This is a genomic window from Nocardiopsis sp. KDC1DS13DA1 (genome assembly GCF_055632325.1).
On record NZ_JBVMUY010000057.1, the window covers coordinates 21,419 to 38,360 of the forward strand.

The window sequence follows — 16,942 nt, forward strand, 5'->3', positions numbered from 1 at the left end:
GCGGCGCGCGCCCAACCGCTTTTCCCCGGGGCCGGAAAACCACTGGCCGCGGTGTCCGCCGGTCGGGCATGCTCCACGCATGGACGTCAAGCGCCGCACCCGAGCCTCCCGCTTCCTCTCCCTGGTCCTGCGGCACGACCCCGGCCGCGCGGGGCTCCGCCTGGACGCGGAGGGCTGGGCCGACACCGACGCCCTCCTCGACGGCTGCCGCCGCGCGGGGTTCCCGCTCACCCACGCCGACCTGGCGGAGATCGTCCGCACCAACGACAAGCGGCGGTTCGCCCTCAGTGCCGACGGCACACGCGTCCGCGCGCGTCAGGGGCACTCCGTCCCGGTCGACCTCGCCCTGGCGCCCACCGCTCCCCCCGAACTGCTCTACCACGGCACGACCGGCCGCTTCCTGCCCGCGATCACCGCCGAGGGCCTGCGCCCCATGAAGCGCCACGACGTCCACCTGTCGGCGGACGAGGCCACCGCCCGCAAGGTCGGCTCCCGTCGCGGCGCACCGGTCGTGCTGGTCGTCTCCGCCGGGCGTATGCACGCCGACGGACACGTCTTCCACGTCACCGACAACGGCGTCTGGCTGGTCGCGGCGGTCCCGCCGGAGTATCTGGGCGAGCCGGTCAGCCCGGCCTGACCGCGCTGAAGACCGCCGTTCCGGGGATCATCCGGCCGCGGACCGGACCCCAGCCGCCCCACACCCGGTCGTGCCCCTGCGGCCACTCCGGTTCGACCACGTCGCGCAGGACCAGTCCGGCCCCGGTGATCCCCCGGATCCAGTCGCCCATGGTCAGGTGGTGTTCGACGTAGACCGCCCGCCCCCGGTCGTCCTCCTCCACGTAGGCGCGCCGGTCGAAGTAGGACTGGTTCACGGTGAACCCGTGCTCGGTCGGGTCGTCCGGGAAGCACCACCGCACCGGGTGGGTCACCGAGAACACCAGGCGTCCGCCCGGCCGCAGCACCCGGCCCGCCTCGGCGAGCGCGTCCACGGCGGCGGGGACGAACGGGAACGCGCCGAAGGCCGAGAACACCACGTCGAACGAGGCGTCCGCGAACGGCAGCCGCTGGGCGTCCGCCTGCGCCGTCGGCACGACGATCCCGGTCGCCGCGTCGATCCGGCGTGCGTGCTGGAGCTGGCGCGCGGCGAGGTCGACCGCGACGACCTCCCGTACCCCCTGGGCCCTCAGCCACCGGGCGCACTGGCCCGCGCCGCAGCCGACCTCCAGGAAGCGCCCGCCGCGCGTGTTCGCCAGGTCGAGCAGGTCGGCGTGCGCCTCGGTCAGCCCCTCCGGGCACCACACGAACTCGGCGTCACCGAGGAATCCGCCGTGGTCGGCCTGGTAGGCGTCCGCCGCCGCGTCCCACCACTGTCGGCCCGCACGGGCGCTCTCCCCCGGACCGACCGCGCGCCGTTCGACCTGCCCCGGGTCCGGGTAGTCAGCCTCGTCCGGCACGGTCACCCGCCTCCTCCGCACGCGCGGCACCCGCACCGACCGTGTCCGCGCCGCCCGGTCCGCCGTCGCCGTCCGCCTCCGGGGCCGACTCCGCCTCCCGAGCGTCCCGCACCTCGCGGCGGACGAGGAACACCCATCCACCGAGCGCGATGAGCGTGAACACCCACCACTGCACCGCATAGGACAGGCTCATCCCCGACCCCAGCTCGTGCACGGCGACGCGTTCGGGGGCCGGTTCGGGGGCGGGGTCCTGACCGGTGAGCTCCACGTACCCGCCGTAGAGGGGGTAGGGCAGCTCCTCGGCGAGCGCGTCGACGTCGACGATCATGATCTGCCCCTCGGGCAGGCCGCCGAGGTCGCGCACCCCGGTGTTCTCCTCGGTCTCGGAGAACTGGAGGCGGCCCCGGACCTCGACCTCGCCCTCGGGCACGGGAGGCACCTCCGGAGTGTCCCGGGCGGTCGCACCGGGCGGGATCCAGCCCCGGTTGACCAGGAGCGCGGTCCCGTCCGCGGTCACCAGCGGCGTGAGCACGTGGAAACCGACACCGCGCGAACCGTCCCGGTTGCGCAGCAGGAGCTGGTGCCCGGTGTCCCAGGTCCCGGTGGCCTCGACGGCACGCCACCGGTCGTCCCGGTCCACGGTCCCGCCGACCGCGGTGAGGTCGGAGACGGGCACCGGTTCGGCGGCCAGGTTCCCCTGTTGCAGGTCGGCCGCGGCGCTGCGCTGCTCCCAACGGTCCAGCTGCCAAAAGCCCAGCCACACGAAGCTGGGCACGATGAGCAGGACCAGCGCGTGGAACGCCAGCATGCGTGAGGAGAACAGGACTCTGAGCACGTCTTCGAGGTTATGAGACGTCCCCGGCCGCCCCGCACCGCCCCCGCCCGGGGCACCTCGCACACGCGGGGGCGGGGCCCCGAACACCGGAGCCCCGCCCGTGCTGTGTCCGATCCGGGCCTCGGCCCGGCTTCGGACCGCGCCGTCCTAGTCCTGGACCTCGTCCCCGGCGCCCGCCGCCGCGCGGCGCCTGCGCGCGAAGTACAGGCCGGCGCCACCGGCCCCGATCGCCGCCAGGCCGGCCGCGACCAGGCCGCCCAGGGCGGTACCGGTCACCGCGAGCTGCTCGTCGGCCTGCGGTGACCGGTCGTCGTCGGTGGTGGAGGAGGAGTCGTCGCCGTCGGAGTCGTCCTGGTCGTCACGGCCGTCGTCCCCGCCGTCGGAGTCGTCGCCGCCGTCACCGCCGTCACCGTCATCCCCGCCGTCGGAGTCGTCGCCGCCGTCGGTGTCGTCACCGTCATCCCCGTCGCCATCGTCGCCGCCGTCACCGCCGTCGTCATCGTCGTCGTCGGAGATCTGCTCCATGCAGGCGGCCTCGGCGAGGCCGAGCACGGACACCGCGTTGCCGCAGATCTCGACGGCCGCGTCCACCGGGACGATGATCTGGTTGCCGCTGGCCACACCGCCGGAGCCGTCGGTGGTGGGTCCGCCCTCGTTCTCGGGGGAGGCCTGGATGACGTTGATGATGGTGGTGCACTCGGCGCTGGAGGCGCCCAGGATCGCCACCGAGTTGCCGCAGACGTTGAGCGCGACGTCCACCGGGACGATGATCTGGTTGCCGCTGGCCACACCGCCGGAGCCGTTCGTGGAGGCGGTGGAGGCGGGCTCGGCCCCGGACTCCTCCTCCAGGGCCTCGACCACCTCGACGCAGTCGGCCTGGGAGACACCGCCGACGGCGACCGCGTTGCCGCAGGCGTCCACGGCGGCGTCCACCGGGACGATGATCTGGTTGCCGCCCGCCACGCTGCCGGAGCCGTCGGTCGTGGCACCCTGCCCGCTGGCCTCGTACAGCACCTCGGACACCTGGTCGCACTCGGCGCTGGAGATGCCCAGCACCGCGAGCGCGTTGCCGCACAGGTCGGCCTGGACGTCGACGGGGACGACGACCTGGTTGCCGCCGGCGACGCTGCCGGAGCCGTCCGTGGCGGTGTCGGCGAGGGCCGCGGTCAGGGGGGCCACCACGAGTCCGGCGGTGAGGACGGTAGCGAAGGGGTAGCGGAGTGTGTTGCGCATCGTGCTGCTGGGACCTTTCACGGAAGACAGCCAGGCGGTCGCGCCGAAGGGGCGCGAGACGCCGCGGGCGGAACCGGGTCCGTGTCGACCACGGAGTGGTTCCACCGCCACGGCGAAGGCGGGCCCGTCACCGGTGAGGTGAATGAGGCGGGGCGGCCCGCGTACGTGCGGAGGTCGCGGCTCCTTGGGGTTCTCCCCTGGGGCAACCAGCGACGGACCGAAACGTTAGCAAGCCTCCGGGTACGCGCAGGCGTTTTTCGGAAATGTTTATCGGCACCGTCGGAACTCTATGTAAAAACAATGCGACACAGCGAAGTAATCCCTGTTCAAGGACTGATCATTGATTACTCTTCGCACATGTACAAGCGCTCACAGTTGCAATCAGGGGGAAGAAAATTTCACCCATCCCGACACATGTCCACTAATCCACTTCGTCGGTTAGTGCCCGTAATCACACCAGAACAAGGGTTGGACCACCCGAGTCGAACACGCAGTAGCAATATGTCCAATTCACACTGAAAGCCGGAAATGAGATAACCTCACCTGGGAAGGAGCACCCGCCCCGACACGCCCCGCGAGGTCGCACCCCACCCCTCCGGCCCGCCCCACGGCGAGCGGGGACGCCGGCACACCGACGGCCGGGGGCGCCGACCGACCGCACGCCAGGCAAACCAGACACATGGGACACGCGTCCTTTACTGCGGACCCCGACGCCCCCACCTCCAGGAGCCACCGATGTCCTCCCGTCCCCCGCATCCGCGTCCCCGCCACCTGACGAGCGGCGGCTCCCTCCTGCTCGCGGGCGTGCTCCTCGTGACCGCCTGTTCCCCCGGGACCCCGACCGAGGACACCGGTGACGCCGGTGACGCCGCCCTCCAGGGATCCACCGCCTCGCCCAGCCCCTCACCCGAGGACGCCGAGCCCTTCACCATCGCCTTCGGCGGCGACGTCATGTTCGAGGGCATCCTCGAACCCCGGCTGAACGACCCGGCGACCGCCATGGGCCCGGTCGCGAGCCAGCTCTCCGCCGCCGACCTGGCCATGGTCAACCTGGAGACCGCCGTCACCGAGGGCGGCACCCCCGCGCCGAACAAGCGGTACGTCTTCCGCGCCCCCGCCACGGCCCTGGAGGCCCTGGACGCCGCGGGGGTGGACGTGGCCTCCGTCGCCAACAACCACGGCATGGACTACGGGGAGGCCGGGCTGGCCGACACCCTCGCCAACGGCGAGGCCTCACCCGTCGCCCTGGTCGGCGCGGGCAACGACGCCGACGAGGCGTACACCCCCCACATCGCCGAGGTGAACGGGCAGACGGTCGCCCTGTTCGGCGCCACCGACGTCCTCGACGACCACCTCATCGGCGCCTGGACCGCGGGCGAGGGCAAGCCCGGCCTGGCCTCCGTCAAGGGCGAGGCCCGCCAGCGGATGCTGGTCGCCGTGTCCGAGGCCGCCGCCGAGGTCGACAACGTCGTCGTGTTCCTGCACTGGGGCCTGGAGGGCTCCCACTGCCCGATCGGGCACGCCCCCACCCTGGCCCAGGAGCTGATCGACGTGGGCGCCGACGCCGTCGTCGGCGGCCACGCCCACGTCCTGTCGCCGGGCGGCTTCACCGGCGACTCCTACGTCCACTACGGGCTGGGCAACTTCGTCTTCTACAACTTCGACGGGCCCACCGCCGAGAGCGGCGTCCTCACCCTCACGTTCGACGACGGGCGCGTCACCGGGTCCGACTGGGCGCCCGCCCGGATCCAGGGCGGCGTCCCCGTCCCCTACGAGGGAACGGCCGCCGACCAGCCCCGCCAGACCTGGGTGGACATGCGCAACCAGTGCGGACTGCCCCTGACCGACTCGCCCGCCTAGTACGGGCGCGCCGGGCCCGGAACGCGCACCGCCTACACGCCGGGCGCCTCGACACCGTGGCGCCCGGCGACGGCCGCGATCTCCGACAGGAGCGCGTGGCGGCGCGCCGCGCCCAGGTAGGAGGCGCGCACCCCGTTCGCGGCCAACCGCACCAGGTCGGCCGGGGACAGGCCGAGCGCGTGGGCGGTACGGTACTCGCGGGTCAGGTCGGTGCCGAACATCGTGGGGTCGTCGGTGTTGAGCGTCACCAGCAGCCCGGCGTCCAGCATGCGCGGCAGCGGGTGCTCCCCGATCTCCCCCACGGCGCGCGTGCACACGTTGGAGGTGGGGCTGACGTCCACCGGCACCTGCTCGTCGACCAGGCGGGCGACCAGGTCCGGGTCCCGCATCGAGTCGATACCGTGGCCGATCCGCTCCGCCCGCAGCACGTCCAGCGCCTCACGTACCCGTTCGGGGCCGCCGTGCTCACCGGCGTGCGGCAGGCTCGCCAGGCCCGCGGCACGCGCCCGGCCGAAGACCTGCGCGTACTGCTCCAACGGGGTCTCCACCCCGCCGACCCCGAAACCGACCACGCTGTGCGGCGCCTCCCCCAGCACGGCCTCGACCGTCCGCTCCGCGCTCTCCAGCCCGAAGTCGGCCGGGAAGTCCGGGATCCACCGGAGCTGGATGCCGTGGTCGCGCTCGGCCGCCACCCTGGCGTGTTCGATCCCGTCGAAGACCACCCGGGCGGGGACTCCGCGCATCAGGTGTCCGTACAGGCTCACGTGCAGCTCCGCGTACCGCACGTTGTGCCCGGCCAGCCCCTCGGCCACCACGGACGCCAGGAGGGCGAAGTCCTCCTCCTCGCGCAGGGCGCCCACGGACTCCAGGTACACCTCGACGAAGTGCGGGAAGTCGGTGAAGGCGTACCACTCGCGGAGGGACTCCGGGTCGTCGGGCACCTTCGTCAGCCCGTGCTTCCGGGCCAGGGTGAACAGGGTGTCCGCGGGCATCGAGCCCTCCAGGTGGACGTGGAGCTCCACCTTGGGCAGGTCCCTGATGAGCGCGTCGACGGCGGCCGGGGTCGGGTTGGTCTCCATGGGCGCGAGACTACGCGCGCGCACACCCCGTTCCCAACCCCGGCGGTGGAAGCTCACACGGGGCCGTCAGAAGCCACCCGGCGCCTGTTCGGGGCCCGCGCGCCCCGGCGCAGCCCCAACTACTCCGGGACGCCGTTCACCCGGCGCGGCACCCCCAGCGGGTTGTCGTCGCGCAGCTCCGGCGGCAGCAGCGGCTGGGGAACGGACTGGTAGGTCACCGGCCGCAGGAACCGGCGGATCGCCGTGCTGCCCACCGACGTGTGCCCCGGTGCCGTGGTCGCCGGGTAGGGCCCGCCGTGGGTCATGGTGTGCGTGACGGCCACGCCCGTGGGCCACCCGTTCCACACCACACGCCCGGCCAGCGCGGCTCCCACGGCCAGGAGCGCGGGCGCGACGGCGTCGTCCTCCTCTCCGTGCACGGTGACCGTGAGCTGGCCGTGCAGCACACCCGCCAGCTCCGGGAGCCGGTCCTCGTCGGTGTAGGTGACCACGAGGGTGGCGGGGCCGAAGCACTCCCGCAGGAGCTCGTCGGCGTGCCCCAGCAGGGTGTCCAGGTCGGTCCGGAGCAGCGAGGGGGACCACCCGTCACCGGTCGCGTCCCCCCTCACCAGGACCTCGGTGGCCGGGTGGTCGGACAGGTCGCCCAGGACCCGGCTGAAGCCCTCGGCCACCCGTTCGTTGAGCAGCGGTGCCGCGGCCCGCTCGGAGAAGTCCTCGACCAGGGCGTCCAGCGGGGCGTCCCCGGGAACGAACACGACCCCGGGCTTGGTGCAGAACTGCCCGGAGCCCAGGGTGGCCGACTCCGCGTAGCCGGCGAGGATCTCCTTGCCCCGCGCCGCCATCGCGGCGCGTGTGACGAACACGGGGTTGAGGCTGCCCAGCTCCCCGTAGAAGGGGATCGGGTCCGGACGGGAGACCGCGAGATCGTAGAGCGCGCGCCCGCCGGGGATGGAACCGGTGAAACCCACGGCACGGGTGCGCGGATGGGTGACCGCGCGCTTACCGGTCTCGACCCCGGTGACCAGTGCGAACGTTCCCTCGGGAGCACCGGCCGCACTGAGCGCCGCGGTGACCAGCTCGGCGGTGCGCCGCGCCAGCCGCGGGTGTCCGGGGTGGCCCTTGACCACGACGGGGCACCCGGCCGCCAGCGCGGAGGCGGTGTCGCCGCCCGCGGTGGCGAAGGCGAAGGGGAAGTTGCTCGCACCGAACACCACGACCGGGCCGAGCGGAACGAGGAGGCGCCGCAGGTCCGGCCGGGGCGTGCCCCACTCCGGGTCGGCCTCGTCGATCCCCGCCTCCAGGTGGGTGCCCTCGGACACGACGTCGGCGAACAGCCGCAGTTGGAAGGTGGTGCGGCCGATCTCACCGCGGCAGCGCGCCTCGGGGTAGTGGGCCTCGGCCACGGCGAGGGGCACGAGCTCGTCGGCGGCGGCGTCCAGCGCGTCGGCGACGGCCCGGAGCAGCCGGGCCCGGTCGGCCGGTGCCATCGCGGCCAGACGCGGGGCCGCGGCGGCCGACCGTTCCATGACCGCGTCGAGTTCGTGGGGCGTGGTGTCGGGAGCGTCGGTGGTCATGCCTCAACCTCCAGCAGGGGGTACGTAGGGGGTGTACGCGTCCTTGGGAACGTTCCCACACTGCCACGGGCCCGGCGGTAAAGTGTCGTCCCCTCCGGGTAACGTCCGCCCCACACGAACAGTGACGACGACAATCCACACAACAACCAACGAAGGGGACATCCGTCACATTCGACGGAACCACCTTCGTGACCTCGAACAACACCCGTAGCACGGAGACCGCGGGCACTTCCGCAACGATCTCCGGAACGAAACTGGAATTTCCACGGAACCAGGTGATTCCGGAAAGGCATCATAGGTGGCGTGACGACAAATCCCCGAAGCTCAACGTCCCAGCGGCCGAGGCGGTCCCCTGGCGGCGCGAACGGGTCCCACGTGTCGCGCGAGGGCGGTGGGCCGGTCAGCCTCGCCGCAGAGGACCTCGCCTTCGCCCAGGCTCCGCTCCGCAGGCTCCCCGCACAGCAGCGCAGCATGCTCAGAGTGCAGCGCATGCTCGACTGCTGCGCGGAACTCCTCGACGAGATCGGCTACGACAACCTCTCCACCACCCGCATCGCCGAACGCGCCGGCGTCGCCATCGGTTCGGTCTACCAGTTCTTCCCCGACAAGAAGGCCATCACCCAGGCACTCGGCCTGCGCTTCCTCGACCAGTTCGGCGCACGCGTCACCGAACGCCTGGCCGACGCCTCCTTCTCCCACTGGACCGTGGCCGTCGACACCGTCATCGACGAGTACATCGACATGCACCGCACGATCCCCGGCTTCCGCAGCCTCCACTTCGGCGACATCGTCGACCGCAGGCTCCTCAACGGCGGTATCGACAACAACCAGGTCATCTCGGTCCGCCTGCGCGGCATCATCGTCTCCGTCACCGGCATCTCCGACACCGACGACCTCGACCGCGCCATCCACGTGGCCGTCGAAGCCGCCGACTCGGTGCTCAAGCTCGCCTTCCGCCACGACCCGGAGGGCGACCCCGACCTCATCCGCGAGGCCAAGCGCCTGGTCAGCAGCTACCTGTCCGACTTCTCCCAGCGCAACGGAGGCGGCCACCCGTGGTAGCCGACGCCAGCACCCTCACCCGCCCGATCACCGGAACGGCCGCCGGTGTCCCCTACCTGGCCCTTCCTCCCGCCGCCAGTGACACCCCGGCGCCCCTCGTCCTCGCCCTGCACGCCTTCGAACCGCCCCGGGGCGAGGCCGCCCTGGCCGGCGCCGTGCCCATGGCACCGCTCCCCGCGTGGCGCGTGTACCTGGGACTGCCCCTGTTCGGGGCCCGGCTGCCGGAGGGCGGCGTCGCCGAGATCAACCAGCGCGGTGAACGCGACTACCTGGTCGAACTGTTCGGCCCGGTGGTCGAGGAGGCCGCCGCCGAACTGCACCGCGTCACCGACGCCCTGCGCGACCTTCTCCCCGTCACCGAGGACCCCGTCGGCCTGGTCGGCGTCGGGGCCGGCGCCTCCGCCGTGCTGCTCGCGCTCGCCGAGAGCCGCCTGGCGGTCGGCGCGGCCGCCGTCATCAACCCCGTCGTCGACCCCGCCCTGGTCCTCGCGGCCCGCGAGCGTCGCACCGGCTCCCCCTACGCGTGGACCGACCAGGCACACCAGACCCGTGACTGGCTGGATCTCACCGCCCGCGCCGCGGACGTCGGGCGCGGGCGCGCACCGCTGCTCATCGTCAACGGCGGCCGGGACGACGTGGTCTCCCCCGACGACGGCCGGGCCCTGCACGACGCCCTCCGCGCCCGGGCTCCGGAACATGCCCTGCGTCACATCGTCGTCCCCGACCTGGCCCACACGATCGGTCCCGAGCCCGGTCTCGAACCCGGACCGCTCACCCCGGCGGGTGTCCTCACCGACCGCGCCCTCACCGAGTGGCTGCACCGGCACCTGACCTCTTCCGTGCAGGTCCGGGCAGCCGCGGAGGCCTAGCCGCCGCTCCGCCGGCGTTCCGGACGCCCGGCACCGCGCACCGGCACCGGCCGTTCACCGTGTGCACCACCCGCCCTCTCCCCGCGGCCGTTCGGCGGACGCCGCCGCGACAGCTGGTACGCGTTCCATGGGATCATCCAGTGGCGACCGCGCGAGCGGTCCACCTGACCGTTTCGACTCATCCATCAGGAGGGCGAACCACGTGACGGAACCGGCACCGGTCTTTGCCAGCGGGGTCGACAACGAGCGGATGAACGCGCAGCTGCGTTTCCTCCTGGAGGTCGACAAGCTCAAGCGCGTCCTGCGGCAGAACCTGCTGGTCGACGGCTCCCGCCGGGAGAACGCGGCGGAGCACTCCTGGCACCTGGCCCTGGCCGCGCGCACCTTCGCCGAGTACGCCCCCCGGGGCACCGACATCGACCGGGTCACCGAGATGCTCGTCCTGCACGACATCGTCGAGATCGACGCCGGGGACACCTACATCTTCGACCGGGTCAACGCCGAGACCCAGGCCGAACGCGAACGCGCCGCCGCCGACCGCATCTTCCCCCTGCTGCCCGAGGACCAGGCCGAACGGGCACGCGACCTGTGGAACGAGTTCGAGGCCCGGCGCACCCCCGAGGCCCGCTTCGCCCGGGCCGTCGACCGGCTGGCGCCCATGCTGGCCAACTGGCACAACGAGGGCGGTACCTGGCTGCGCTTCGGGATCACCCGCGCCCAGGTCATGGAGAAGGTCAAGCTGATCGCCGAGGGCTCCGAGGCCCTGGGCGCCTACGCCGCCGCGCTGGTGGAGGACGCCACCCGCCGCGGGTACTTCAAGGGCTGAGCAGGGCCCGGGGCGGAAGGGGCCCGGAACTCAGATCCGCCCCATGACGAGCTGGAGGGCGGCGACCAGGCCCACGACCACCACGCACACCCGCAGGGCCGCCGGGCTGAGCCGGCGCCCGTAGCGCGCGCCCAGGTGCCCGCCGATGACCGTGCCGGCCGCGATCAGCGCCACCACGGGCCACGAGGGCGCGGCGAAGACGATGTAGAACACCGCCGCCGTGCTGTTGGCGATGGTCGTGAGGACGTTCTTGAGGGCGTTGATGCGCTGGAGGTCGTCGTCCAGAGCCGTGCCCAGGATGCTCAACAGGATGATCCCCTGCGCCGCCGCGAAGTAGCCGCCGTAGGCGCCGGTCGCGTAGCAGCCCGCCGGGAGCAGCGGTCCGCCGTTCGGGTGCGCGGGTCTGCGCGACCGGGCCCACGCGGAGATCCGGGGCTGGAAGAGGATGAGGACGCACGCCGTGCCGATCATGAACGGCACGACGGTCTCGAACACCCCCGGCGGCAGGTAGACCAGGAGCATGGCCCCGGTGAGCGCGCCGACGAAGGCCGCGCCGCCCAGGCGCAGCATCCGGGTGCGCTGCCCCCTCAGCTCGTGCCGGTAGCCGATGGTGCCGCTGAGCGAACCCGGGGCCAGTCCGATCGTGTTGGAGACGGTCGCGGTCACCGGGGGGTAGCCGAGCGCCAGGAGCACGGGGAAGGTGAACAGGGTGCCCGACCCGGCGATGATGTTGATCCCCCCGGCCGCGACTCCGGCAAGGAGGACGGCCGCGGCCTCCCACAGTTCCATCCCCGACACTCCAGGTCCGTTCCGATCCCCGGACGTCCGGAGAAGATTCCCCACAGACTATGAGAACCGGTCATCGGACCATGGGGTCGGGGTGGGGGACGGCACTGGCCTCCGCCTGGCCCCGGCCCGTGTTCGGGCGCCCCGGGGGTCGGGGACCCCTCGGTGGCGCCCGAAGCGGGCCCGGGGCTCAGGAGACCCCGACGACCTCGTCGCGCAGCCGTTCGAAGGCGTCACCGACGCCCTGGAGCGCCCTGCCCATCTCGGACGGGACGATCCACACCTTGTTCGCGTCGCCGCGCGCGATCTCCGGGAGCTTCTGGAGGTAGTGGTAGGCCAGCACGTCCTGGTCCACTCTGCTGGCGTGCAGGGACTTGAACACGATGTGGATCGCGTCGGCCTCACCGCGCGCCCGGAGCGTCTGTGCGTCGGCGTCGGCCTTGGCGGTGAGCATCTGCGCCTCCGCGGCGCCCTTGGCCCGGAGCACCGCCGCGGAGCGCTCACCCTCGGCGCGCAGCACGGCCGACTGCTTCTCACCCTCGGCGCTGAGCAACTGGGCGCGCTTCTCCCGGTCGGCGCGCATCTGCATCTCCATCGCCTCCTGCACGGAGGAGGGCGGCTCGATGCCCTTGAGCTCGATCCGGCTGATCTCGATGCCCCAGTCGGAGGTGGCCTCGTCGAGGACCGTCTTCAGTTCGCGGTTGATCTCGTCGCGGGAGGTGAGCGTGGCCTCCAGGTTCATGCCGCCGATGACGTTGCGCAGCGTGGCCAGGGTGAGCTGCTCGACCGCCTGGATGAAGTTGGCGACCTCGTAGGTGGCCCGGTAGGCGTCGACGACGCGGATGTAGACCGCGGAGTCGACCTCCACCGCGAGGTTGTCCTCGGTGATCGCCGACTGCGGTGGGAAGCTGACCACCTGTACCCGTCGGTCGATCCGTTCCCGTACCTGGTCCACGCCCGGGATGACGACGTTGAAACCCGAGTTCAGCGTCCGGTGGAACTTACCGAACCGCTCGACGACGTCCTCCATCGAGTGCGGAACGATACGCACGCTCCGCCAGAAGATGATCAGCAGAACGGCGACGAAGAGCGCGACGATGATGATCATGGTCATGGGGCGACCCCCGTCTCGAAGCGGGGGGCGGCGTTCAGCAGCGGCATCAGGGCGGCTCCGAATTTCCCAACGGGGTCAGGGGAGCGGGCGCGGACCGCGTATCGGCGGTCCCGCCCACCCGATGATCATAAAGCGCGCCGAAATGGAGCGATCCGTTCACCGTTCGATGACGCTACCCCATATGCCTCAGAGGCGACCATATCCGGACAGACACAGGAATTGTGGTCAATAGATTGCTCCGATTAACTCAATCCCAAATGGTCAGAGAGCGCGGGCGCTCCAGCGGTCGCCGTCACGCTCCACCTTCAGCGGCAGGCCGAAGGCCTCCGTGAGCGTGTCCGCCGTCATCACCTCGTCCAACGGACCCGCGGCGACCACACCGCCCTCCCTCAGCAGCAGACCGTGCGTGAAGCCCACCGGGATCTCCTCGACGTGGTGTGAGACCACGACGAGTGTCGGCGCCGCCTCGTTGCGGGCGAGCACGCCCAGCCGCCGCAGCAGGTCCTCACGGCCGCCCAGGTCCAGCCCGGCGGCGGGTTCGTCGAGCAGCAGCACCTCCGGGTCGGACATGAGCGCGCGGGCGATGAGGACGCGCTTGCGCTCGCCCTCGGACAGCGTGTGGAACTCGCGGTCGGCGAGGTCGCCCACACCCCAGTGGCCCAGCAGCGCGCGGGCCCGGCCGTAGTCCGGGATCCCGTACTCCTCCCGGAACCGGCCCAGATAGCCGTAGGCGGCGCTGAGCACCAGGTCGATGACCGGGGTACCCTCCTCGATCCGCCCCGCCACCGCGGCGCTCGCGTAGCCGATCAGCGGCCGCAGCTCGAACACGTCGACACCGCCGAGCCGCTCGCCGAGGATCTCGACCGAGCCCTCCGTCGGGAACAGCTGACTGGAGGCGACATTGAGCAGCGTGGTCTTCCCCGCGCCGTTCGGCCCGAGGATGACCCACCGTTCACCCTCCCGAACCGTCCAGTCGACCCCGCTCAGCAGGGCCGAACCCCCACGCCGCACCGTGACCCCGCTCAGGCCCACCACACGCCCGTCCATCGTCCTCCCTCACATCACGTCCCGCACCAGTGCACCGGCCGACCTACCCTGTAGCAATGCATCTCACGTCCGCACCGCTCGTCGCCTGGGGCAACGCCTGGCTGTCCGGACACGTCGGGCTGGACGACGCCGTCGACGCCGTGGAGCGCCGGGGCGGCCCCCACCTGATCGGGACAGTACCCGCCGACGACCTGCCGTTCGACAGCGGCGTCCCGCTGCGGTCCGCGCTGGTCCGCCTCGGCGGCCTCGGGTTGTCGGTGTTCCGGCTCGCGCTGCCCGCCTGGGGGGATCCGCTGGGGCTGGTCGGCCCCAAGGACCTGAACCAGGCCGCCGTGGAGGCCAGGGAGGGCGTCCTGCTGCAGCTCGCCGACGAACAGCTGGGCCTGGTGCCCACGCCCGACCGGCGAGGATCATCCTATGTGGGCGTTTCGTGGAGACCGTTCCGGGCCGTCAACGCCGTGCCCCAGGTCCCCGGTCTGGCCGAGGCCGAGCAACAGCTCAAACTGACCCTGCTGGAGGTCACCCGGACCCTGGAGGGGGTGGACGACGTCACCGGGTTCGGGGCGGAGGCCCTCAGCGCCCTGGAGAGCCGTCAGGCCCCTCCGCTCGCGCACGGCTACCCACCGCGCGCCCACCGGCTGGCCGCGCAGGCCGAACGCCTCGCGCACGTCGTCGAACTGGCCGAGCCGCTCTCCGGCCGGGGTCTGACCGTCCACCAGGCGGAGAGCCGGCGCGAGGCGCTCCGGCGGCTCGACATGGCCGTGCGCCGCGCACAGGTGGCCGCGCACGCGGCGATCCCCCCACGCACCTGAGACTGTGTTTGCTCTGGTCCTCCGCTCCGCTTCGGACCGTGTTCGGGCGCCGGCAGCCCCCTCGGGTGGCCGCGCGAGGGGACGGTGCCCGGCCCGGGCCGGCCGATCTCCGGGTTCTCCCAGGGGCGTTACCTGATCCGGCACCGCCGCCCGCCCCCAATACTGGTTGACAGGTGGAGACGAGGGAACGAGGAGACCATGCAGCCCGACCACATCCGAGCCTCCGACGCGGACCGCGACGAGGTCGCCGCCCGGCTCCGGGAGGCCCTGGCCGAAGGCCGACTGAGCCCGACGGAGCTCGAGGAGCGGTTGGACGGCCTCTACCGGGCCAAGACCGTCGGCGAACTCGCGCCACTGGTCCAGGACCTCCCGACGGACCAGCAGGAGGGGTACCGTCCCCCGTCCCTGGGCGCCGAGGCCCGGGACCTGGCCGAGCGGAGCAAGGGGTCGGAGAACCTGGTGGCCGTCTTCGGCGGCTGTGAGCGCAAGGGCCGCTGGCTGGTGGAGCCGCGCACCAACGTGTCCGTGCTGTGCGGAGGGGTGGAGCTGGACCTGCGCGAGGCCGTCCTGAGCCAGAACGAGGTGACGATCCAGCTGGCCGTCATCATGGGCGGAGTCGACATCACCGTGCCGCACGGGGTCAGGGTGATCAACAACACGTCCGCGATCCTGGGCGGTACCGACGTGCACGGTACTGACCAGGTCACGGAGCCGAACGCCCCGGTCGTGCGGCTCACCGGCACCTGCATGCTGGGCGGAATCGACGTCAAGGCGAAGAAGCCGAAGCACTGACAGCTGTCCATATAGTGAACGACCTGCGAAAAGAGGCTGACCTGCCGATCGCGGTCGGGGTAGGGCGGAGTACCGTGGATGACGTCATGAATGATGAAACCACGTTGTCGGTCACGGTGACCGGACGCGACCGTCCGGGCATCAGCGCGCGTCTGCTCAGTACCCTCTCCGTCTTCCCGGTGGCCATCGTCGACCTCGAACAGGTCGTCCTCGGCGGTCGCCTGGTCCTGGGCGTGATCCTGGAGGTGGACGAACGCGTCGCTCCCGGTGTGACCCGGCACCGGGTCTTCGAGGAGGTCCGCGGCGCGCTGGACAAGACCGCGATCGACCTCGACATGGAGACCGAGTACGGGGACGGCAACGGACGGGTCAACGCCTACGACCCCAACCGCCTCCACGTCACCGTCCTGGCGGATCCGCTCCGCCCCGGGGCCCTGGCCGCGATCACGTCCTGCGTCGCCCGGGCGGGAGCCAACATCGACCGCATCGAGCGGCTCTCCAGCTACCCCGTGACCTCCGTCGAGATGGACATCTCCGGAGGCAGCGCCGACCAGCTCCGCGCCGAGCTGGCGATGGAGGCGAGCACCCAGGCCGTGGACGTCGCCGTGCAGTCGAGCGGGCTGCACCGCCGGGGCAAGCACCTCATCATCATGGACGTGGACTCGACCCTGATCCAGGGCGAGGTGATCGAGCTCCTGGCCGCCCACGCGGGCTGTGAGGAGGAGATCGCCAAGGTCACCGAACAGGCGATGCGCGGGGAGCTGGACTTCGAGGAGTCCCTCCGCGCCCGGGTGGCACTGCTGCGCGGACTGGACGCCTCGGCGATCGACCGCGTGCGCGAGGAGATCGTCCTGACGCCGGGCGCCCGGACCCTGGTGCGTACGTTGAAGCGCCTGGGCTACGAGTGCGGCATCGTCAGCGGCGGGTTCACCCAGATCACCGACTCCCTGGTAGAGCTCCTGGACCTCGACTACTCGGCGGCCAACACCCTGGAGGTCGTGGACGGGCGGCTCACCGGTGAACTGGTGGGTCCGATCATCGACCGCAAGGGCAAGGCGACGACCCTCCAGCGGTTCGCCGACGAGGCCGGGGTGCCCCTCACCCAGACGGTCGCCATCGGCGACGGTGCCAACGACCTGGACATGCTCCAGACCGCCGGACTGGGTGTGGCGTTCAACGCCAAGCCCGTCGTCCGCGAGCAGGCGGACACGTCGGTGACCGTCCCCTACCTGGACGCGATCGCCTTCATCCTGGGCATCACCCGTGAGGAGATCGAGGCCGCCGACCTTCACGCCTGACCCGGCGCACCCCCGCGGTGTGGTTCGCCGGGCCCGACGGCAGACGGGCCCGCGGGGGGGAGCCCCCTCGCGGGCCCGGTGCGTCCACAGGCCCGCCATCAGGGGTGGCACCCGACCCCGTTCCTGCGGTTTCCTGGAAAACGGGGGGACCCCACCCCCGCCCACACGGTCATGCCCGAACGCAAAAATGGGGGGTGCCCACCCGGACACCCCCCATTCACAACCGCACAAACCCGCGCACAAAAAAGGGGGCCGTCCCCACAAGGACGACCCCCTCCAAGAAAAACCGTGGCAGCGACCT

The 16,942-nt window shown here is 71.9% G+C and carries 16 protein-coding genes; 8 read left to right on the plus strand and 8 right to left on the minus strand.

The window, feature by feature from the left end; all coding sequences use genetic code 11:
• The first annotated feature begins 79 nt into the window (after positions 1-79).
• Positions 80-637: an RNA 2'-phosphotransferase gene (locus tag ACTVAJ_RS29085; RefSeq protein ID WP_470391499.1), complete on the plus strand. Its 558-nt coding sequence runs from the start codon at positions 80-82 to the stop codon at positions 635-637.
• Here the strand turns inward: ACTVAJ_RS29085 and ACTVAJ_RS29090 are convergent.
• From ACTVAJ_RS29090 to ACTVAJ_RS29100, 3 genes are all read right to left on the minus strand, one after another.
• Complete coding sequence (locus tag ACTVAJ_RS29090; RefSeq protein ID WP_470391500.1) at positions 624-1,454, minus strand: class I SAM-dependent methyltransferase; 831 nt, start codon at positions 1,452-1,454, stop codon at positions 624-626. The genes ACTVAJ_RS29085 and ACTVAJ_RS29090 overlap by 14 nt on opposite strands.
• Positions 1,438-2,289, minus strand: a complete 852-nt coding sequence (locus ACTVAJ_RS29095; RefSeq protein WP_470391501.1) for an SURF1 family cytochrome oxidase biogenesis protein — start codon at positions 2,287-2,289, stop codon at positions 1,438-1,440. Before ACTVAJ_RS29095 ends, ACTVAJ_RS29090 begins: the two co-directional genes overlap by 17 nt.
• A 147-nt stretch (positions 2,290-2,436) precedes the next feature.
• A complete protein-coding gene (locus tag ACTVAJ_RS29100; protein WP_470391502.1) occupies positions 2,437-3,522 on the minus strand; it encodes a chaplin family protein in 1,086 nt (361 codons plus the stop codon).
• A gap of 735 nt (positions 3,523-4,257) precedes the next feature.
• Here ACTVAJ_RS29100 and ACTVAJ_RS29105 point away from each other — a divergent pair.
• Positions 4,258-5,382 carry a CapA family protein gene (locus tag ACTVAJ_RS29105; RefSeq protein ID WP_470391503.1) on the plus strand — a complete coding sequence of 375 codons (1,125 nt, stop codon included), beginning with the start codon at positions 4,258-4,260 and terminating at the stop codon, positions 5,380-5,382.
• 32 nt (positions 5,383-5,414) lie between these two features.
• Here ACTVAJ_RS29105 and add read toward each other — a convergent pair whose 3' ends face one another.
• Positions 5,415-6,461: an adenosine deaminase gene (gene add, locus ACTVAJ_RS29110; RefSeq protein WP_470391504.1), complete on the minus strand. Its 1,047-nt coding sequence runs from the start codon at positions 6,459-6,461 to the stop codon at positions 5,415-5,417.
• 119 nt (positions 6,462-6,580) lie between these two features.
• Complete coding sequence (locus tag ACTVAJ_RS29115; RefSeq protein ID WP_470391505.1) at positions 6,581-8,035, minus strand: aldehyde dehydrogenase (NADP(+)); 1,455 nt, start codon at positions 8,033-8,035, stop codon at positions 6,581-6,583.
• A gap of 471 nt (positions 8,036-8,506) precedes the next feature.
• Between ACTVAJ_RS29115 and ACTVAJ_RS29120 the strand changes: the two genes are divergently transcribed.
• The 3 genes from ACTVAJ_RS29120 (at position 8,507) to ACTVAJ_RS29130 (ending at position 10,792) form a co-directional block, all read left to right on the plus strand.
• Positions 8,507-9,097: a TetR/AcrR family transcriptional regulator gene (locus ACTVAJ_RS29120; protein ID WP_470391515.1), complete on the plus strand. Its 591-nt coding sequence runs from the start codon at positions 8,507-8,509 to the stop codon at positions 9,095-9,097.
• Positions 9,091-9,966 carry an alpha/beta hydrolase family protein gene (locus ACTVAJ_RS29125; RefSeq protein WP_470391506.1) on the plus strand — a complete coding sequence of 292 codons (876 nt, stop codon included), beginning with the start codon at positions 9,091-9,093 and terminating at the stop codon, positions 9,964-9,966. The genes ACTVAJ_RS29120 and ACTVAJ_RS29125 overlap by 7 nt, the downstream gene beginning before the upstream one ends.
• Before the next feature lie 202 nt (positions 9,967-10,168).
• On the plus strand, positions 10,169-10,792 hold the full coding sequence (locus tag ACTVAJ_RS29130) for an HD domain-containing protein (RefSeq protein ID WP_470391507.1): 624 nt from the start codon (positions 10,169-10,171) through the stop codon (positions 10,790-10,792).
• Positions 10,793-10,822: 30 nt separating this feature from the next.
• Here ACTVAJ_RS29130 and ACTVAJ_RS29135 read toward each other — a convergent pair whose 3' ends face one another.
• From ACTVAJ_RS29135 to ACTVAJ_RS29145, 3 genes are all read right to left on the minus strand, one after another.
• Entirely contained in the window at positions 10,823-11,581 is a 759-nt protein-coding gene (locus tag ACTVAJ_RS29135) for a sulfite exporter TauE/SafE family protein (RefSeq protein WP_470391508.1), read from the minus strand.
• Between the two features lie 187 nt (positions 11,582-11,768).
• Positions 11,769-12,692, minus strand: coding sequence for an SPFH domain-containing protein (locus tag ACTVAJ_RS29140; RefSeq protein ID WP_470391509.1), 924 nt, complete (start codon positions 12,690-12,692; stop codon positions 11,769-11,771).
• Between the two features lie 261 nt (positions 12,693-12,953).
• Complete coding sequence (locus tag ACTVAJ_RS29145; protein ID WP_470391510.1) at positions 12,954-13,739, minus strand: ABC transporter ATP-binding protein; 786 nt, start codon at positions 13,737-13,739, stop codon at positions 12,954-12,956.
• 56 nt (positions 13,740-13,795) lie between these two features.
• On the opposite strand from ACTVAJ_RS29145, the gene ACTVAJ_RS29150 reads away from it, so the two are divergent.
• The 3 genes from ACTVAJ_RS29150 (at position 13,796) to serB (ending at position 16,641) form a co-directional block, all read left to right on the plus strand.
• On the plus strand, positions 13,796-14,551 hold the full coding sequence (locus tag ACTVAJ_RS29150; protein WP_470391511.1) for a hypothetical protein: 756 nt from the start codon (positions 13,796-13,798) through the stop codon (positions 14,549-14,551).
• Positions 14,552-14,749: 198 nt separating this feature from the next.
• Positions 14,750-15,343, plus strand: coding sequence for a DUF1707 SHOCT-like domain-containing protein (locus tag ACTVAJ_RS29155; protein ID WP_470391512.1), 594 nt, complete (start codon positions 14,750-14,752; stop codon positions 15,341-15,343).
• 86 nt (positions 15,344-15,429) lie between these two features.
• On the plus strand, positions 15,430-16,641 hold the full coding sequence (serB, locus tag ACTVAJ_RS29160) for a phosphoserine phosphatase SerB (protein WP_470391513.1): 1,212 nt from the start codon (positions 15,430-15,432) through the stop codon (positions 16,639-16,641).
• The last annotated feature ends 301 nt before the right edge of the window (positions 16,642-16,942 follow it).